Raw genomic sequence first — 17,658 nt, 5'->3', positions numbered from 1 at the left:
GGATGACATGCTTTGCTCCGGCGTTCCGGCAGCGTATGGTCCCGCGCATCTCCGCTGCCCGGTCGCCCGGGGCCGTCGGTGTGCCGAAAACCGTATTTGGATAACGAGCGACATGCAGATCGTGCGTCTTCGTCCGGCCGGCAAGGCCGCACCCTCCGCTTCGCGCCGGCTGGCAAGCGCAGCTTCGGCCCTTGCCGCCGCGTCGCTGGCGTTCGTGCTCGCCGGCTGCAGCGACGATCCGACCTCGCGCGTCATTCCGTATACGATGACGCACGGCACGGTTCCGCCCGGCACAACGGTGCCGGAAACCCAGAAGAACGGCTTCCCCAATCTCGCCTACAAGGCCGTCACCACCCATCCGGTGATGATGACCCAGGGCGAGCAGCAGATTTATCAGGGGGACCTGCAGAAGACGCTCGATGCCGAGACGGGCAAGGCGACGGCACTGGCTTCCCATCAGGACACGACAGCGGAACTGACCGCGCTCGGCGCGACCCACGCCGAGGACGCGCGCAAGATCATCGAGAGCGGCACGAAGCCCGCCGAGGGCGCCGAACCGGACGCCGACGCCGGTGCCACCAACTGACGTGCGGCGTGCGCCGTTCTGCAAACGGTGATAGAGTCGCGCCTGCAAACTGACGGCTGAGCGATTTCTTTCCGATCCGAAGATTTCTTGCGATCGGAAAGTGCTTGAGGCCGGCTGGGCGCCCAAAGGGCGCCGTAATCGGCGCCGATCACGGCATCCATCCCGAGCAGGGAAACTGCCGCGTCCGTTCATTCTGGCGCGGGAGGGAGAAGAGCGATATCCGCGGCCCGGCGGCATTGACAGGGAATGCAGCCGCCGGAACAAACATGGATTGAGGTTGAGGCGATGGACGAGTTCCATAAAATCCGGCGCTTGCCGCCCTATGTCTTCGAGCAGGTCAATCGGCTGAAGGCGAGCGCGCGAGCTTCGGGCGCCGACATCATCGACCTCGGCATGGGCAATCCCGACCTGCCGACGCCGCAATACATCGTCGACAAGCTTTGCGAGGCGGTGCAGCATCCGCGCACCCACCGTTATTCCTCGTCGAAGGGTATCCCCGGCCTGCGCCGCGCACAGGCGGCCTATTACGACCGCCGGTTCGGCGTGAAGCTCAATCCCGACACCCAGGTGGTGGCGACGCTGGGTTCCAAGGAAGGCTTCGCCAACATGGCCCAGGCGATCACCGCGCCGGGCGATGTGGTGCTGGTGCCGAACCCGAGCTACCCGATCCATGCCTTCGGCTTCCTGATGGCCGGCGGCGTGGTGCGCTCGGTGCCGTCCGATCCCGGGCCCGAACTGTTCCAGGCGCTGGAACGCGCCGTGGTGCATTCGATCCCGAAGCCGATCGCGGTCGTGCTGTGCTACCCGGCAAATCCGACCGCCGCCGTGGCCGATCTCGACTTCTACCGCGATGTGGTGGCGTTCGCCCGCAAGCACGAGATCTTCGTGCTGTCGGACCTCGCCTATTCGGAAATCTATTTCGACGGCCCGCCGCCGCCTTCGATCCTGCAGGTTCCGGGCGCCAACGACATCGCGGTCGAGTTCACCTCGATGTCGAAGACCTTTTCCATGCCCGGCTGGCGCATGGGCTTCGCGGTCGGCAACGAGCGCCTGATCGCAGCCCTGACACGGGTGAAGTCCTATCTCGATTACGGCGCGTTCACGCCGATCCAGGTCGCCGCCACCGCCGCACTCAACGGCGGCGACGCCGCGATCCAGGAAGTGCGCGACGTCTACCGCAAGCGCCGCGACATCCTGGTGGATTCGTTCGGCCGTGCGGGTTGGGAGGTTCCGTCCCCGCGCGCCTCGATGTTCGCCTGGGCGCCGATCCCGGAGCCCTACCGCGCGCTCGGCAGCCTGGAGTTCTCCAAGCTGTTGCTGGAGAAGGCGGACGTGGCGGTTTCGCCGGGCATCGGCTTCGGCGAGCACGGCGACAGCTTCGTGCGTATCGCGCTCGTGGAGAACGAGCAACGCATTCGCCAGGCTGCCCGCAACCTGCGCCGCTTCCTTGAAACGTCCGAGGAAACGTTGCACAACGTCATCCCGATCAGCGCCCACCGCTGATCGCTTCCCGCCCGGTGCGCGGCACTCGATCCGTCGATCGCACCGCAGCCTGACGGGGATGATGCGTCGTGTTCGCCGCGACGCGGCGGTTCGCGGGATGCCGCGGCCGACCGCGTCGCGCGCGTTGTGTTTTCTCGAAGGTCTCGCGACCGGTCCCCAGGCTGCCGGTCGCGTGATCGCGATAGGATCCGCTGTCCCGATGGTTGAACCCCTGCGCGTTGGCCTTGCCGGCCTCGGAACCGTCGGCATCGCGGTCCTCCGTTTGCTCGAGCGCCGCCGGGCGGATCTGGAAGCGCGCTGCGGCCGGCCGATCGTGGTGTCCGCCGTGAGCGCGCGCTCGCGCGGCAAGGACCGCGGCGTCGATCTTTCCGACGTCACCTGGTACGACGATCCCGCCGATCTCGCCCACGACAATTCCATCGATGTTTTCGTGGAGGTCATCGGCGGCGAGGACGGACCTGCGCGGCGTGCTGTCGAAGCGGCCATCGCCCGGGGGCTGCCGGTCGTGACTGCCAACAAGGCGCTGCTCGCGCGCCATGGCAACGCACTCGCCCGCGCGGCCGAGGCCCACGACACCGGCATCGGCATCGGGTTCGAGGCGGCGGTCGCCGGCGGCATTCCCATCGTGCGCACGCTGCGCGAGGCGCTGCCGGGCAACGCGATCAGCCGCGTCTACGGCATCCTGAACGGCACCTGCAACTACATCCTCACCCGGATGGAGCGCGAAGGCCTCGACTTCGCCACCTGTCTCGCGGAGGCGCAGCGGCTCGGCTACGCGGAGGCCGATCCGACCTTCGACATCGAGGGCTACGACACCGCCCACAAGCTTGCGCTTCTGACCGGACTGGCCTTCGGCACCGAGGTCGATGCCGACGCTATCCTGATTGAGGGCATCTCCGCCATCACGCCGGAAGACATCGCGGCGGCCGACGAACTCGGATACCGGATCAAGCTGCTCGGTGTCGCCAGCCGTGCCGGCGACGGCATCGAGCAGCGCGTGCATCCGACGATGGTGCCGAAGTCCTCGGCCATCGCCCGCATCGACGGCGTTCTCAACGCCGTCGCCGTCGACAGCGATGCGCTGGGAGAGATCGTTCTGGTCGGTCCCGGCGCCGGCGGCGAGGCTACGGCGTCCTCGGTCATCGCGGACCTTATGGACGTGGCGACCGGCCGCCATATCCCGACCTTCGGCCGCCCGGCCTCGGCGATGCAGCCCTATAGTGCCGCCCGGATCGCCCGCCATGCAGGGGGATATTATCTCCGGCTCCTGATTGAGGACCGGCCGGGAGCGCTCGCAACCATCGCCCGGCACATGGCCGACCACGGCATCTCGCTCGAGTCGATCGTGCAGCGCCGCCGCGCGCCGCGCGCCGATGCGCCCGGCGCGGCCGTGCCCTCGGTGGTGCAGCCGATCGTGCTCATCACCTACGAGACCACCGAAGAGGCCGTCCGGGCCGCGATCGGCGCGATAGCGGCCGAGAGCGTCGTTGCCGGCCCCCCGAAGATGATCCGAATCGAAAAGCTCGCGTGATGCCGGCCAGGCCGGCCCGCGCGATTGACCGAGAGGCCCACATGTCCACGATTGAAAAGCCGCGCAGCGCCGTGCTTGAGCGCATCCTCACCCTCGAGGTGGTGCGCGTGACCGAACGCGCTGCTGTCGCCGCCGCCCGCTTGCGTGGCCGCGGCGACGAAAAGGCCGCCGATCAGGCCGCGGTCGACGCCATGCGGCGCGAGCTCAATGTTCTGCCCATCGACGGTGTCGTGGTGATCGGCGAGGGCGAGCGCGACGAGGCGCCGATGCTCTATATCGGCGAGACGGTCGGGACGGGTGGCGGCGTGAAGGTCGATATCGCCCTCGATCCGCTCGAAGGCACCACGCTGTGCGCCAAGAACCAGCCGAATTCGCTGGCGGTGCTGGCGATCGCCGAGCGCGGCGGCCTCCTGAACGCACCCGACGTGTACATGGACAAGATCGCCATCGGGCCGGGCTACCCCAAGGGTGTCGTCGATCTCGACGCCACCCCGGCTGAGAACATCAAGGCCCTCGCCAAGGCCAAGGGCGTCGCGCCCGAGGACATCACTGCGCTCATCATGGACCGGCCGCGCCACGCCGCACTGATCGAGGCTGTGCGCGCCACCGGCGCTGCGGTGCAGCTGATCTCCGACGGCGACGTCGCGGGCGTGATCCACACGACCGAGCCGGAAGAGACCGGCGTCGACATCTATCTCGGCATCGGCGGTGCACCGGAGGGTGTGCTGGCCGCAGCCGCGCTGCGCTGCATCGGCGGCCAGATGCAGGGCCGGCTGATTCTTGACACCGAGGAAAAGCGCGCCCGTGCCAAGCGCATGGGGATAGCTGAGGCCGACAAGAAGTACGAGATGCACGAACTCGCCTCTGGCGACGTCTACTTCGCCGCGACCGGTGTCACCGATGGCAGCCTGCTTTCGGGCGTGCGCTTCGGCCGCCATGGTGTCTCGACAGAGACCCTCGTGATGCGCTCGGCGACCCGCACCAAGCGGTGGATCAAGGCCGTGCATCCGCTGGTGGAGAAGTTCCGCACCGAATGAGCACCGGCTCCGGCCGGGCCGGGAATGGCATGACGTGACGATCAGCGGGCGGGGCCGGAAGGCGCCGCCCGTTTTGCGTTGCGGCCTGTGGGCCGAGAAGCGGCGCCACTGTTTGCCGCCCATGCTCATGCGCACTCCGGCGCAACCGAGCGATGGCCGCACCATCGCTTGCCGTCGTAGTTTAGGATTGTTCTTATTCTATTGAAATTGCAGGGCGTTATGCGCCTGCGTTCTGGCTCTTTTGCATTTGAAACACTTGCATATGGCTCGCAAAAGCCCAATTGTGTCGACGGCCCGCAATGTCCTCGTGATGCGCGCCATGTGCGCCTCAGGCTCGCGAAGGACCCACGGGACAGATGATCGTTTGTTCGTGTAACCGGCTTTCCCACCGGACGCTCGCGAAGGCGGCGGCCGAGATCGCTTCGGAGCCCGATCGCGGCATCATCACCCCCGGCGCCGTATTCAAGTCGCTCGGCTGCCGCCCCGAATGCGGCGGTTGCTTCCCCCTCGTGGTCGACGTGATCCACCGTGCTGCCGTCGAGGCGGAGATCGCCGACGTCAGGCTGGAGCGCACCACCCGAAGCGGCCGCATCCTTCTTGCTCCGAGGCTGGCGACGGCACTCGGCCTTGAGGGGACCGCCAAGCCCGCGGAGGCGGCTTGCGGCTGTCAGTCCTCGCATGATCACGATGACGTGCGGAGTTTGCCGGCCGTTCACGCGCCTGTCGCCGAGTCTGAGATGGACAAGGCGACCGCTGCAACGTCGAGCGGTGGCGTCGTCATCACGCTCGCCCTCGCGGCCGTGGCGCACGCGGATGGCGCCGCGCAGGCCGAAGCCGCGGAGGTGCAGGCGGCTGATGGTCGCCGGGGCGTTGCGGATTCGAATGCTCCAGATGGGGCTGCGACCATTCCCGATCTAGCCTTCCGCCGCACGGCGTGAGTTGATGCTCCGACAGATGTCGGGGCCTCTATGGATCTTCCCCTATTGCGCTCCCGGAATTGGAATGATTAAAACTCATGCACCGTCCGGCCAGACAGCGGGCGCGATGCGTGTGTGCCGAGGAGAAGACGATGAAGGGCGATCCAGAAGTTCTGGAGATACTGAACAAGTCGCTCAAGCATGAGCTTGCTGCGATCAATCAGTATTGGCTGCACTATCGCCTCCTCGACGATTGGGGTTTCACGCTTCTTGCAAAGAAAGAGCGCGAGGAATCGATTGAGGAAATGCACCACGCTGACAAGCTGGTGACGCGCATCATTTTCCTCGAAGGCCATCCCAACCTCCAGACGCTCGATACGCTGCGAATCGGCGAGAACATCAAGGAAGTTCTCGAGTGTGATCTCGCGGCCGAATATTCCGCCCGTGCGCTCTACAAGCAGGCCCGCGAGCTCTGCCGCGACAAGGGCGACTATGTGACGATGGAGCTTTTCGAGGACCTGCTCGAGGACGAGGAAAGCCATATCGATTTCATCGAGACCCAGCTTCAGCTGCTCGAGTCGATCGGCGTGCAGAAGTACGGCCAGCTTCAGGCCGCGCCCGCCAACGAGGCCTGATCGCCGCAACGGCTTTCAAGGATCGAGCGGCCGGGTCACTCCCGGCCGTTTTGCTTTTTGGCCTCCTGCAGCACTTCTTCGAGCAGGGGATGCGGGGGCAGGTCGGCGGGCGAGCCCCTGCGGAAGCTGCTGAACAGACTGCCGATGCAGGCGCAGCTCGCATTGCACTCGCCGGGATTGAGCGGGTCTCGCATCCACTCGTCCAGAAGCCCCGTCATGCAGGCGCGCAGCGTCAAGCATGCCACCTCGGGCGTCCAGGCCGCCGCGAGCTGGCCGCGCCGGGAAGCCTCTCGAAATGCATCCAGAAACATCACCCAGAGCCGGCTCTTGGCTTCCTCGAGTCGGGCGAGTGCTTCGGCCATGTCGCCGACATACTCGCAGCGGTGAAACAGGATCGAGAGCACGCGCTGCTTCTGCTCGTCCTGGAAGAGGGATGAGAGCGAGGCGACCACCGACTCCTCGATGACATCCAGCGGCTCGGCGTCCTTCCTGGACATCGTCCGTTCGAGCAGTTCCTCGTGGGGTAACCGGACGCGGTGCTCCATGGCGCAGAACAGATCGAGCTTGTTCTTGAAGTGCCAATAGACGGCGCCGCGTGTGACGCCTGCAGCCCGCGCGATATCGTCGAGCGATGTGCCCGATACGCCACGCTCGAAAAACAAGGCTTCCGCGGCATCGAGCAGGTCGTTGCGGGTCTGCTCGGCTTCTGCTTTCGTTCTACGCGCCATGGGTCCTTCGCGCCGTCCGGGTTCCGTTCGCCCGGTTTCGTGGCTTGCTTACATACGATCGTGAATGTATATAGCTCGGGTCGTGGTGCCGTCGAGTCCGGTTTTCCCTCCCGAGCCGCCGCGTCCGCCTGTTTCGCCGTTTTCCGGTTCTGCGTGGGCCGAAGGGGCGGAACGACCCGAAGGGGCGGGTGCGTCCGTCAGACCGGCGGCATCCACGCGCTTGCATGAAAACGAGACCGAGCGGTGCCTGATTGCGGGCCGCCGGTGATGGTTTGCAAAGGACAGAGAGATGAGGACGAAGTCGCTGGTTTTGGCCGTCGGCGCGGCGCTTCTTGGACTGGCTCCTGTTGCCGTGTCCGGTCTGCTCTCTCCTGCGCCTGTGTTCGCTCAGGGTGCTCCTCCGCCGCCGGCCGTCACCATTGCCACCGTGGAACGCAAGAACGTGCCGCTTTCCTACGAATATGCCGGCCGCGTGTCGGCATTTCGCGAGGTGGAGGTGCGCGCGCGCGTCGCCGGCATCCTGATGTCCCGCAACTTCACGGAGGGCGCGACCGTCAAGGAAGGCGACGTGCTGTTCCGCATCGATCCGGCCACCTACGAGGCCGAGGTCGCCCGCGCCTCCGCGCAGGTGCAGCGTGCTGAGGCCGCCCTGAAGCAGGCCGAGAACGACAGCGGCCGTGCCTCGGCGCTCTTCGACCGCAAGTTCGGCACCGAGAAGGCGCGCGACGACGCCGCATCCGCCGTCGAGACGGCGAAAGCCGACCTTGCTGTTGCTCAGGCGCAGCTCAAGACCGCCGAAATCAATCTCGGCTATACCACTGTTCGCGCGCCGATCACCGGCGTGACGAGCCTCAAGGTGGTGCCGGAGGGCGGTCTCGTCGGCACGGGCTCCAACGACAGCCTGCTGACGCGGATCACCCAGCTCAATCCGGTCTATGTGAACTTCTCGTTCACGGACGCGGAAGCCGCCGAAATCCGCCGCCTCATCAGTTCCGGGCGCGTGATTGTCGCCAACAACGGCCGGCTCAGCGTGAAACTCAAGCTGGCCAACGGCGAAACCTATCCGACCGAGGGCATCGTCGACTTCACCGACCGCAATGTCGACCTGCAGACCGGCACCGTGCGGGCGCGGGCGGAGTTCGCCAACCCCGACGGGCTTCTGCTGCCCGGCCAGTTCGTGCGCGCCACCATCAGCGGCATCACGCTGAAGGACGCGGTCGTCATTCCGCAGGAAGCCGTGATGCAGGGGCCGCAAGGCACCTTCGTCTATGTGGTGGACGGCGAATCCGACGCGCAGATGAAGCCGATCGAACTCGGTCGCGAACTGGGAGACGGCTGGATCGTTCGCTCCGGGCTTGAACCTGGCGACCGCGTGATCACCCAGGGTGTCATGAAGGTGCGCCCCGGCAGCCCCGTCACGGTCGCGACCGCAGCGTCCTCGACCCCCGTTTCCTCCGTTGCCAAGGCCGACTGATGGGCTCGCGTTTCTTCATCGAACGGCCGGTCTTCGCATCGGTCATCTCGATCGTGATCGTGCTCGCCGGCCTTGCCGCGATGCGCGTTCTTCCGATCGCCCAATATCCCGAGATCGTGCCGCCGCAGGTGGTGGTCAACGCCACCTATCCGGGCGCAAGCGCCGAGGTGGTCGCGCAGACCGTCGCGGCGCCGCTCGAACAGCAGATCAACGGTGTGGACGGCATGCTCTACATGCAGTCGTCCAACTCCGCCGCGGGCACGATGACGCTCACCGTCACGTTCCAGATCGGCACCAACCCCGATCAGGCGACCATCAACGTCAACAATCGCGTGCAGCGTGCGTTGTCGACCCTGCCGCAGGAAGTGCAGCGGCAGGGCGTGAAGGTCGACAAGCAGGCGAGTTCGATCCTGGCGGTCATCACCATGACCTCCGAGAACCCGCAATATGACGCGATCTTCGTGTCGAACTATGCGCTGCTGAATGTCATCGACGAACTGAAACGCGTGCCGGGCATCGGCAACGCCTCGCTGTTCGGCGCCAAGGACTACTCGATGCGCGTCTGGCTCGATCCGGACAAGCTCGCACAGTTCGACCTGACGCCGGCAGACGTCGATGCTGCGATCCGCGAGCAGAACGCGCAGTTCGCCGCCGGCCGCTTCGGCAACCCTCCGCTCGACGAGCACCGGGCCTTCACCTACTCGGTGACGACGGAGGGCCGGCTGCCGGATGCCGCGGCGTTCGAGAACATCATCTTGCGGTCCAACGCCAACGCGGCGACGCTGCGGCTGAAGGACGTCGCGCGCGTCGAACTCGGCGCCCAGGACTATAATTTCGTCGCCACCCAGAACGGCGAGACGACGGTTCCGATCGGCATCTATCTGCAGCCTGGCGCCAACGCGCTCGCGACCGTCGAGGCGGTGCGCGCGCGGATGGACGAACTCGCGCATCAGTTCCCGCAGGGCATCAAGTACGACATCCCGTTCGACACGACCCGCTTCGTGCAGGTTTCCATCGAAGAGGTGATCCACACCTTCATCGAGGCGATGGTGCTCGTCGTCTGCGTCGTGTTCGTGTTCCTGCAGAACTGGCGGGCGACGCTCATTCCGCTCATCGCCGTGCCGGTCTCGATCATCGGCACCTTCGCCGGCATGCTGGTGCTCGGCTTCTCCATCAACCTCCTGACGCTGTTCGGCCTCGTGCTCGCCATCGGTATCGTCGTCGACGACGCCATCGTGGTGCTCGAGAACGTCGAGCGCATCATGTCTCAGGAGAAGCTGCCGCCGAAGGCAGCGGCCATCAAGGCGATGAAGGAAGTCACCGGACCCGTGATCGCCATCGTGCTGGTGCTGATTGCGGTGTTCGTGCCCGTGGCGTTCATGGGCGGTCTCGCCGGCGAGATGTATCGCCAGTTCGCCGTTACCATCGCGGTCTCGGTCGCGATCTCCGGCATCGTCGCGCTGACGCTGACGCCGGCGCTCTGCGCGGTGATCCTAAAGCCGGGACACAGCCGGCCGTGGCTGCCGTTCCGCCTGTTCAATCGCTTCTTTGACGCCGTCACGGTCGGCTACACCGCCGGCGTGCGCTTCTTCCTGAAGCGCGTCATCGTCGGCCTCGTGCTGGTCGCCGCCATGCTCGGCGTGACCTACATGCTGTTCGAGCGCGTGCCGGGCGGCCTCGTGCCGGACGAGGACCAGGGCATTCTGTTCGCGGTGGCCATCCTTCCGCCGGCCGCTTCGCTCGACCGCACCGCGGCGGTGATGGATCAGGTTTCCAAGAATCTGCGCACCCACCCGGCCGTGCAGACGGTGACGAGCTTCGCTGGCTACGACCTCCTGTCGGGCGCCGCCAAGACCTCGGCTGGCGTGGCGTTCATCACGCTGTCCGACTGGGCGCAGCGCCGCGACCCGTCCCTCGATGCCCGTGCCCTGCCGATGACCTTCATGGGCATGAACGCCGGCATCCAGGACGCGCTGGTGCTGTTCTTCAACCCGCCGCCGATCATGGGCATGAGCACGACGGGTGGCTTCGAGGCGTTCGTGCAGGATCGTTCCGGCGGCTCCATCGCCGACCTGCTGAAGGCGACCGACGCGCTGGTACAGGCCGCGGCGAAGCGCGCTGAACTTGCAGGCGTGCGCTCGACCTTCAGTGCGGACGTTCCGCAGTACAAGATCGAGGTCGACCGGGAGAAGGCGAAGGCGCTCGGCGTGCCGATCGGCTCGATCTTCTCGACCATGCAGGCGACCTTCGGCAGCCTTTATGTCAATGATTTCACGCTCTACGGCCGAAATTATCAGGTGACGCTGCAATCGGAATCGGGCTTCCGTTCGAAACCCGACGACCTGAAGCAGGTCTATGTCCGCTCCGACAGCGGCAACATGATCCCGATCTCGACGCTGCTCAATGTCGAGCGCATCATCGGCCCGGACCAGATCGACCGCTTCAACGCCTTCACCGCCGCCAAGGTGATGGGCGGACCGGCGCCGGGCTACTCGTCCGGGCAGGCGATCGAGGCGATGCGCCAACTCGCTGCCGAGGTGCTGCCGCAGGGCTATCAGATCGCTTGGACAGGCGAGGCCTTCCAGGAAATCCAGAGCGGCGGCAGCGGCTCCCAGGCGTTCATCTTCGGCATCATCATGGTGTTCCTGATCCTGGCCGCCCAGTACGAGCGCTGGTCGCTGCCGTTCGCCGTCATCCTCGCCGTGCCGTTTGCCTTGTTCGGCGCGCTGGTTGCGGTCTATCTCAGGGGCATCAACAACGACGTCTATTTCCAGATCGGCCTCGTCACCTTGATCGGTCTCGCGGCCAAGAACGCCATTCTGATCGTGGAGTTCGCGGTGCTGAGACGGCGTGAGGGGCTTTCGGCAGCGGAGGCGGCGCTCGATGCCGCCCGGCTTCGCTTCCGGCCGATCGTGATGACGTCGCTCGCCTTCATCCTCGGCGTGCTGCCGTTGGCGCTATCGACCGGCGCGGGCTCAGCCAGCCGCCACTCGATCGGCACGGGCGTCGTCGGCGGCATGCTCGCGGCGACCTTCATCGCGATCTTCTTCATTCCGATGTTCTATCGGCTGATCGCATGGAAGGCGCCGAAGCCGAAGGAAGAGGTCACTGCGCACGGCACATCCGGCGACCACCATTCGGTCGCCGGTGAATAGCGGCTCCGGTCGCGCGAGACTGACGCATTGCGGCCATGGCGGCGGGGCAACCTGCCGCCATGTGCGTTTCGCGCGCGCATTGCGCGACAGGTCTCGCGCAAATCCGGTCGCGGATTTCGAACGGGACCGCTAGGCTGGTGCCGTCCGTGCGGGGGATTCGAGCCCGCCCCGTTTCGATTCGCCCGTGCGTTCGGGACTGCCTGGAGACTGGAATGCCGGCTCGCAACGACGCCGCGAAATCTGCTGCTGTCCGGCTGCGCGCCCGTAAGCCCGGGTCCATGCAGGATTCGACCGCGCATGTTGCCGCCGTGCCGGAAGCGGCGGGGCAGGAATCACAGAGGCAGGAGTCAGTGGTGCAGGAGTCGCCCGGACAGGATCTGCTGCGGTTCGCTGCCGGCCGGCGGTTCGCCACCGTGATGGCCGATCCGCCGTGGCAGTTCGTCAATCGCACGGGAAAGGTCGCGCCGGAGCATCGCCGGCTGTCGCGTTACGGCACCCTCTCGCTGCCGGAGATCGCGGGGTTGCCGGTGGCGGATGTGGCCGCACCCACCGCTCACCTCTATCTCTGGGTTCCGAATGCGCTGTTGCCCGAGGGGCTGCAGGTGCTGAAGGCATGGGGCTTCACCTACAAGTCCAACATCGTCTGGCACAAGGTGCGCAAGGACGGCGGCAGCGACGGCCGTGGCGTCGGCTTCTATTTCCGCAACGTGACCGAGCTCATCCTGTTCGGCACCCGCGGCCGCAATGCCCGGACCCTGGATCCCGGCCGTACCCAGGTGAACTATTTAGCGACGCGCAAGCGCGAGCATTCGCGCAAGCCGGACGAGCAATACGGCATCATCGAGTCGTGCTCGCCCGGTCCCTATCTCGAGATGTTCGGCCGAGGCGTGCGCAAGGGCTGGGCGACCTGGGGCAATCAGGCCGACGAGAGCTACGAACCGACTTGGGATACCTACGCCCACAATTCCGCAACCACGCGCGCCGACGCTGCGGAATGATCCGATAACGTTTGACTTGCGTTGCCGAAAGCCGAGACTGGATTGCTGGGCTGATCAGGTTTTCGGGACGGGGTGACGCGGAACCTAAGGATACGGCATCGCGCTCGCGTCCAGTTGAGTACACGGCGTTGCGGATGAGCTGGGGAGGGGGACGGCGATGTCGCAGACGATCGTCGATCAGAAATATTGCGTGGGATGCGGGCAACTGTTGCACGCTTCCGCCCGGGCGTGCCCGCATTGCGGCGCGGTACAACCGGGTGCCATAGGCCGCAAGAGCCGCGTTACGGCCGCGTTGCTCGCCTTTTTCCTCGGCGGCTTCGGCGTCCATCGCTTCTATCTCGGCCGGCCTTGGACAGGCTTGCTCTATCTTTTGTTCTGCTGGACGTTTATTCCGGCCATCTTGGCTTTCATCGAGTTCATCATCTACTTGACGATGAGCGACGAAGCTTTTGCGGCGAAATACGGCTAGAGCGCTTTCCGATCTGATGGACTCTTCAGATCGGAAAGAAATCGCTCCAGATTCAAAAGCTTGAGCATATCCTTGTCGTTCAGATCGATCCGATCTGAACGACAAGGATATGCTCTAAGCAGCATTAGCCTGCGGGCATTCGAATCGCCGGGCATGTGTGGCGGCCCGTCGCGCTTGAGGGCAGGCGGGTCTATGCTCTCTCGGCCTCGCCCCGGGCCACTGCGCCCGTCCGATCGAGTTCGGGCAAGAGGTCGGTCAGGGACAACTGATCGGGATCGTCGCCGGCGAGCGGCGCGTCGAAGGATACGATAGCGGCGGGCAGGCCGATCAGAAGCAGCGGGCAGGGATTGCCCACGCCGCGCTTCACACGGTCCTCCAGCTTGCGCCAGTGCGTCGTGGCGGCGCCATACTTGTCGGCGCAGAACACCGACGCCCACGCATCGACGAACGATCCACCAGACGCTGAGGCGCGACGGACGATGTCCGCGCTCTGGCGCGGCGTCGGGTTGAGGCCGAGTGCGCGAATCTGGTCGAGCGTCTCCAGGCCCTGCTCGCGGGCGAAGCGGCGAACGAGCGTGGGTAGTTCATCCTGCAGCGACGCGCCTCGGGTGACGATGATGCCGACCGAAATGGCGCCCTCGGCGTGCAGCCGCTTGAAGTTCTCCAAGTCGCGGTCGAAGAACGGATCCTTGTTGTTCCATTCGATCTCAAGTGCGACGACCCGCCCGTCCGGGAAGGTTCGGACGTGGTCGACCTCGTGGCTGATGGATTCGCGCGGGACGCCGTTGATGCGCTTCTCGATGGTGAACTTGGTCTTCACCCAGTGGCTCGCGGCCAGTGCCTCTCGCAGCCGCCGCGTGCCCTTGGCCTCGCCGCCGCCCGACCCGACGATCTCCGCAATCGGAATCGACAGCCCCGCGAGCGCGGCCTCGAGCTCCGCCAGCGCGTCGGGGAAATCGACCCCGAGAATGGCCTTGGCATGGGACAGGAACGCGATCTGGAAGCCGCGTTCGGCGAGCGATTCGAACATCGGGAGATGATAGAGCACGGGCCAGAGGGGCTGTGAAGCGGCGGCGGCGGAAGGGCGAAAGGCGCACGACGCTGCAATGCAGACAAAAAAAAGACCGCAGCGAACGAGCGCGCGGTCTTAAGTCTAGGGAGGAAACGCCCAAAGAGGGCGTGTTCTTGATACCGCGATGCAGCATTGGAGGCCAGCCAAATGTCGGCATCCCTGCCATGCATTTTGTGCGTAGCAGCAAAAATCATACTGATCGGCGGTTCCAAACGTATCAAACGGCCCGGAAAGCGCCTCTGGGAGCGTTGCCGGCTTTGGAATTCCGCGGCTTCCCAACGCTTCGAACAGGAAAATCGCGGCGCGCAACAAGGGCTGTGAATTCCGTGCCGATGGCGCTTGCAGCCGTCGGCGCCCCTCGCTATAAGACCGGCGCGGCAAACACCGCGGGACGGAGTGTAGCGCAGCCTGGTAGCGCACCTCGTTCGGGACGAGGGGGTCGCAGGTTCAAATCCTGCCACTCCGACCAATATTATCAAGTGCTTGGCGCCAGTCCCGAAATGGCGCGGCAACTGGACGGCCGCATGTGGCCGTTCTCCTCCGACGATCATCTCAGGATGCTAGTCCGCTGCGGCGGGTCTGCTGCGAGCGCGTTCGCCGGTTCCGGTTTGAGGCGCGCCATGGCTCTCGTTCACGACCGTTCGTTCGATCCGGCCTATGGGCAGCCCGTCGTCCTTGGCGGCGGCATCCGGCGCATCACGGCCCGCAATCCGGGTCCGTTCACGTTTCATGGCACCAACACCTATCTCGTCGGCGACGGTGAGATCGCCGTGATCGATCCCGGTCCGGATGATCCGGACCATATCGCTGCGATTCTCGCCTCAGCGGGCCGCGCGCGCATCACGGCGATTCTCGTCACCCATACCCATCGTGACCATTCGCCCGGCGCAGCGCGGCTCAAGGCGCTGACGGGGGCGCCGACGGTGGGGGAGGGGCCGCATCGCCCGGCGCGGCCGCTCAAGGCCGGCGATGAGGCCGCCAGGCTGGATGCCTCCGGCGATCTCGCCTTCCGGCCCGATATCGTGGTCGGCGACAACGGCGCCGTCGAAGGCGCCGGGTGGCGGCTCACGGCCGTTGCCACGCCCGGCCATGCCGCCAACCACCTCGGGTTCTCGCTCGCAGGCCCATCCGGGGTGCTGTTTTCCGGCGACCACGTGATGGCCTGGTCGACCTCGATCGTCGCGCCTCCCGACGGCGCCATGAGCGACTATATGGCGTCGCTCGACCGGCTCGCCGCCCGTTCCGATCGACTTTACCTACCCGGTCACGGCAACCCCGTCACCGATCCGGCCGCCTATGTCCGTGCGCTGAAGCAGCACCGGCTCGAACGCGAGCGGTCGATCCTCGACAGCATCGGCGCCGGGCATGGCACTGCCGATGAGATCGTCGCAGAGGTCTATGTGGGGCTCGACCCGGCGCTGAGGCCTGCGGCTGCGCTGTCCGTGCTCGCTCATGTGGAGGATCTCGCCGCCCGCGGGCTCGTGCTGGCGGAGGGGGGAATTGGCCTCACGTCCCGGTTTCTGCCGGCAGCCTGAGTGACAGCAGCCCGCATCCTCGGGGAGGCGTGGTGAGGCTCGCCGTATGGTCGGCGGCGCGCTTCGGCCCTGCGGCGCCAGAATTGATAGTAGATCCTGACGATCAGGCTTCATTGCATAAAAACGGTCAGGCCAGTCGATGTCATGGGTCGCCATGGGGAGGTAAATGGTAAACGCCCCGTGCATTCCCATCGCATGTGGATTGTTTCAAGGCGTTATAGATCGTGATCAGCGCTGCAGTTCCGCAGCTTCGATTTTCCAATATCTTGCCGCAATCGAGGTTTCTAACGAGAAAAGGGAACTCTTTGGTCGTTCCCGAGTGGATTCGACCATGGTCTTCCAAAACGGCAAGGAGGCTCCGGTGCGTTTTACCGGAGGGAAAACGAGCGATGAAACACGATCACGACAAGCCCCGACGGGCCGAGCACCAGATGAGTCAATCGCCCGCCAGCCAATCCGATCTGGCGAACAAGTATAAGCCGATCGGCATTCCGGTGCTGAACGCGGTTGACACGGTAAAGACGAAGCCCGCTGCCAAGCGCGCGGATGGACACTCCGCCATTATCGGGCGCTTCGAAAGCGATTCTCACCACTGAGGCGCCTCGACTACGCCGGCTTACCAACGGCCCGGCGAATCGGGCCGTTCCAAGAGGCCGCCGCGGGAATCCCGCGGCCTCACGGGTAGAGCCGCGCCTTATCCCAGGCCGCGCCGGGATGCGGGCGTGTGAAGCTGATGCGGTCGTGCAGGCGGAATGGGCGGTCGTGCCAGAATTCGATGGCGACCGGCGCGATGCGGAACCCGGACCAGTGCGGCGGGCGCGGGATCGTGCCCAGGCCGAACTTCGCCGTGTAGCGCGCGACCTCCTTCTCGAGCGCGAACCGGCTTTCGAGCGGCTGCGACTGCTTCGAGGCCCACGCGCCGATGCGGCTTCCGCGAGGGCGCGACGCGAAATAGGCGTCCGCCTCCGCGCCGTCGACGGGCGTCACCGGCCCCCGCACACGCACCTGGCGGCGCAGGCTCTTCCAGTGGAAGCACAGCGCCGCCTTGGGATGCCCGAGGATCTCCCGGCCCTTGGCGCTTTCATAATTCGTGTAGAACACGAATCCTTCCACGTCGGCATGCTTCAAAAGCACCATCCGCACATCCGGCAAACCATCGTTGTCCACCGTGGCCAGTGCCATGGCGTTCGGATCGTTGGGCTCGGAGGCCGTGGCATCGGCGAGCCACTCGGCGAACAGGGCGAAAGGCTCGTCTGCGGCCGAGAAGTCACCACTCATTAACTCGGGCATGGGACGCTCGAACTCGTTGGACATGATGGCGGGTCTCAGGTGCTTGCGTTTGCCCGTACATACTCCCGGTCCTCCCGGCAGGGCCAGCACGCGATGCTGGAATTGATGCCGGCGTGCGCCTTCGATCGTGGCCATATCGCCACGGGCTTGCGGCATGCGTCGCGCGTCTCTCGCTTCTGTGTGCCGGTTGTCGTGTCGATATGTCTCGCCGGCTGCACCGCTTCGCTCGGTCTGCCGCTCGGCCCCGACGGCGATCTCGACACCGCATCCACTATGGGATCGCCGGTCGGTGCCGCCACGGCCCGCGATTCGGGGCTGACGCCGGGCGATCTCGCGTCCATCGGCAGCGCGCTCGGCCTTGGCGTCGAAGGGCCGCTGATGTGGTCCAACCCGCAAAGTGGCGCCCAGGGGCGCGTGACCAACGTCGCCTCGATCTCCGATCCGGACGGCACGCCGTGCCGCTCGTTCGACACGACCATCAATGCGGTCGACGGCTTGCGCGCCATGCACGGCATTGCCTGCCGCCGCGCGGACGGAGCATGGACTGTCGACGGACTGGCGCCGGTGGGGAAGGCGGTGCAAAGCCCCGGCTCCGCCGCAACCGGGGATGAGACATCCACGCTTTGAGGGTCAATTCGGCCACAAATCCGTGCCGCGACGTCTGGCATTTATTCCTACGCTTCCTACATACGGCAACGAGCTTTGCCTTCTGGTGAAGCGCCGTCAGG

General features: G+C 65.6%; 16 protein-coding genes and 1 tRNA gene. 14 read left to right on the top strand and 3 right to left on the bottom strand.

Features of this window, described 5'->3' with window-relative positions:
- Positions 1-112: 112 nt before the first annotated feature.
- The 6 genes from BUF17_RS04025 (at position 113) to bfr (ending at position 6,209) form a co-directional block, all read left to right on the top strand.
- The gene (locus BUF17_RS04025; RefSeq protein WP_073625835.1) at positions 113-586 is read left to right on the top strand and encodes a hypothetical protein; all 474 of its coding nucleotides are present in this window, start codon (positions 113-115) and stop codon (positions 584-586) included.
- Positions 587-871: 285 nt separating this feature from the next.
- Positions 872-2,089: an LL-diaminopimelate aminotransferase gene (locus tag BUF17_RS04020; RefSeq protein WP_073625834.1), complete on the top strand. Its 1,218-nt coding sequence runs from the start codon at positions 872-874 to the stop codon at positions 2,087-2,089.
- 199 nt (positions 2,090-2,288) lie between these two features.
- Positions 2,289-3,620, top strand: coding sequence for a homoserine dehydrogenase (locus BUF17_RS04015; RefSeq protein ID WP_073625833.1), 1,332 nt, complete (start codon positions 2,289-2,291; stop codon positions 3,618-3,620).
- A gap of 41 nt (positions 3,621-3,661) precedes the next feature.
- A complete protein-coding gene (glpX, locus tag BUF17_RS04010) occupies positions 3,662-4,657 on the top strand; it encodes a class II fructose-bisphosphatase (protein WP_073625832.1) in 996 nt (331 codons plus the stop codon).
- Between the two features lie 356 nt (positions 4,658-5,013).
- Positions 5,014-5,595, top strand: coding sequence for a (2Fe-2S)-binding protein (locus BUF17_RS23075; RefSeq protein WP_073625831.1), 582 nt, complete (start codon positions 5,014-5,016; stop codon positions 5,593-5,595).
- A gap of 131 nt (positions 5,596-5,726) precedes the next feature.
- Entirely contained in the window at positions 5,727-6,209 is a 483-nt protein-coding gene (gene bfr / locus BUF17_RS04000) for a bacterioferritin (RefSeq protein WP_073625830.1), read from the top strand.
- 35 nt (positions 6,210-6,244) lie between these two features.
- Here the strand turns inward: bfr and BUF17_RS03995 are convergent, their stop codons facing one another.
- On the bottom strand, positions 6,245-6,937 hold the full coding sequence (locus BUF17_RS03995) for a TetR family transcriptional regulator (RefSeq protein WP_073625829.1): 693 nt from the start codon (positions 6,935-6,937) through the stop codon (positions 6,245-6,247).
- A 289-nt stretch (positions 6,938-7,226) separates the two neighbouring features.
- Between BUF17_RS03995 and BUF17_RS03990 the strand changes: the two genes are divergently transcribed.
- The 4 genes from BUF17_RS03990 (at position 7,227) to BUF17_RS03975 (ending at position 13,033) form a co-directional block, all read left to right on the top strand.
- On the top strand, positions 7,227-8,411 hold the full coding sequence (locus BUF17_RS03990) for an efflux RND transporter periplasmic adaptor subunit (RefSeq protein ID WP_084563898.1): 1,185 nt from the start codon (positions 7,227-7,229) through the stop codon (positions 8,409-8,411).
- Positions 8,411-11,566: an efflux RND transporter permease subunit gene (locus BUF17_RS03985; RefSeq protein WP_073625828.1), complete on the top strand. Its 3,156-nt coding sequence runs from the start codon at positions 8,411-8,413 to the stop codon at positions 11,564-11,566. Before BUF17_RS03990 ends, BUF17_RS03985 begins: the two co-directional genes overlap by 1 nt.
- Positions 11,567-11,919: 353 nt before the next feature.
- Positions 11,920-12,564, top strand: coding sequence for an MT-A70 family methyltransferase (locus tag BUF17_RS03980; protein ID WP_244530747.1), 645 nt, complete (start codon positions 11,920-11,922; stop codon positions 12,562-12,564).
- 157 nt (positions 12,565-12,721) lie between these two features.
- A complete protein-coding gene (locus BUF17_RS03975) occupies positions 12,722-13,033 on the top strand; it encodes a TM2 domain-containing protein (protein ID WP_175563598.1) in 312 nt (103 codons plus the stop codon).
- 190 nt (positions 13,034-13,223) lie between these two features.
- Here BUF17_RS03975 and BUF17_RS03970 read toward each other — a convergent pair whose 3' ends face one another.
- Positions 13,224-14,081, bottom strand: a complete 858-nt coding sequence (locus BUF17_RS03970; RefSeq protein ID WP_244530746.1) for a BglII/BstYI family type II restriction endonuclease — start codon at positions 14,079-14,081, stop codon at positions 13,224-13,226.
- Between the two features lie 416 nt (positions 14,082-14,497).
- Between BUF17_RS03970 and BUF17_RS03965 the strand changes: the two genes are divergently transcribed.
- From BUF17_RS03965 to BUF17_RS03955, 3 genes are all read left to right on the top strand, one after another.
- A tRNA-Pro gene (locus tag BUF17_RS03965) sits at positions 14,498-14,574 on the top strand.
- Positions 14,575-14,725: 151 nt separating this feature from the next.
- Positions 14,726-15,640, top strand: coding sequence for an MBL fold metallo-hydrolase (locus tag BUF17_RS03960; RefSeq protein ID WP_073625826.1), 915 nt, complete (start codon positions 14,726-14,728; stop codon positions 15,638-15,640).
- Between the two features lie 389 nt (positions 15,641-16,029).
- Positions 16,030-16,236, top strand: a complete 207-nt coding sequence (locus BUF17_RS03955) for a hypothetical protein (protein ID WP_073625825.1) — start codon at positions 16,030-16,032, stop codon at positions 16,234-16,236.
- A gap of 79 nt (positions 16,237-16,315) precedes the next feature.
- Here BUF17_RS03955 and pdxH read toward each other — a convergent pair whose 3' ends face one another.
- Positions 16,316-16,930 carry a pyridoxamine 5'-phosphate oxidase gene (pdxH, locus tag BUF17_RS03950; protein WP_073626061.1) on the bottom strand — a complete coding sequence of 205 codons (615 nt, stop codon included), beginning with the start codon at positions 16,928-16,930 and terminating at the stop codon, positions 16,316-16,318.
- 192 nt (positions 16,931-17,122) lie between these two features.
- On the opposite strand from pdxH, the gene BUF17_RS03945 reads away from it, so the two are divergent.
- Positions 17,123-17,557, top strand: coding sequence for an RT0821/Lpp0805 family surface protein (locus BUF17_RS03945; RefSeq protein WP_175563597.1), 435 nt, complete (start codon positions 17,123-17,125; stop codon positions 17,555-17,557).
- Positions 17,558-17,658: the final 101 nt, after the last annotated feature.

It is taken from the genome of Pseudoxanthobacter soli DSM 19599, assembly GCF_900148505.1.
Taxonomy (GTDB): Bacteria; Pseudomonadota; Alphaproteobacteria; order Rhizobiales; family Segnochrobactraceae; genus Pseudoxanthobacter; species Pseudoxanthobacter soli.
Note: the sequence above shows the minus strand (reverse complement) of the source record. Positions and strands in the feature narration are given on the sequence as shown.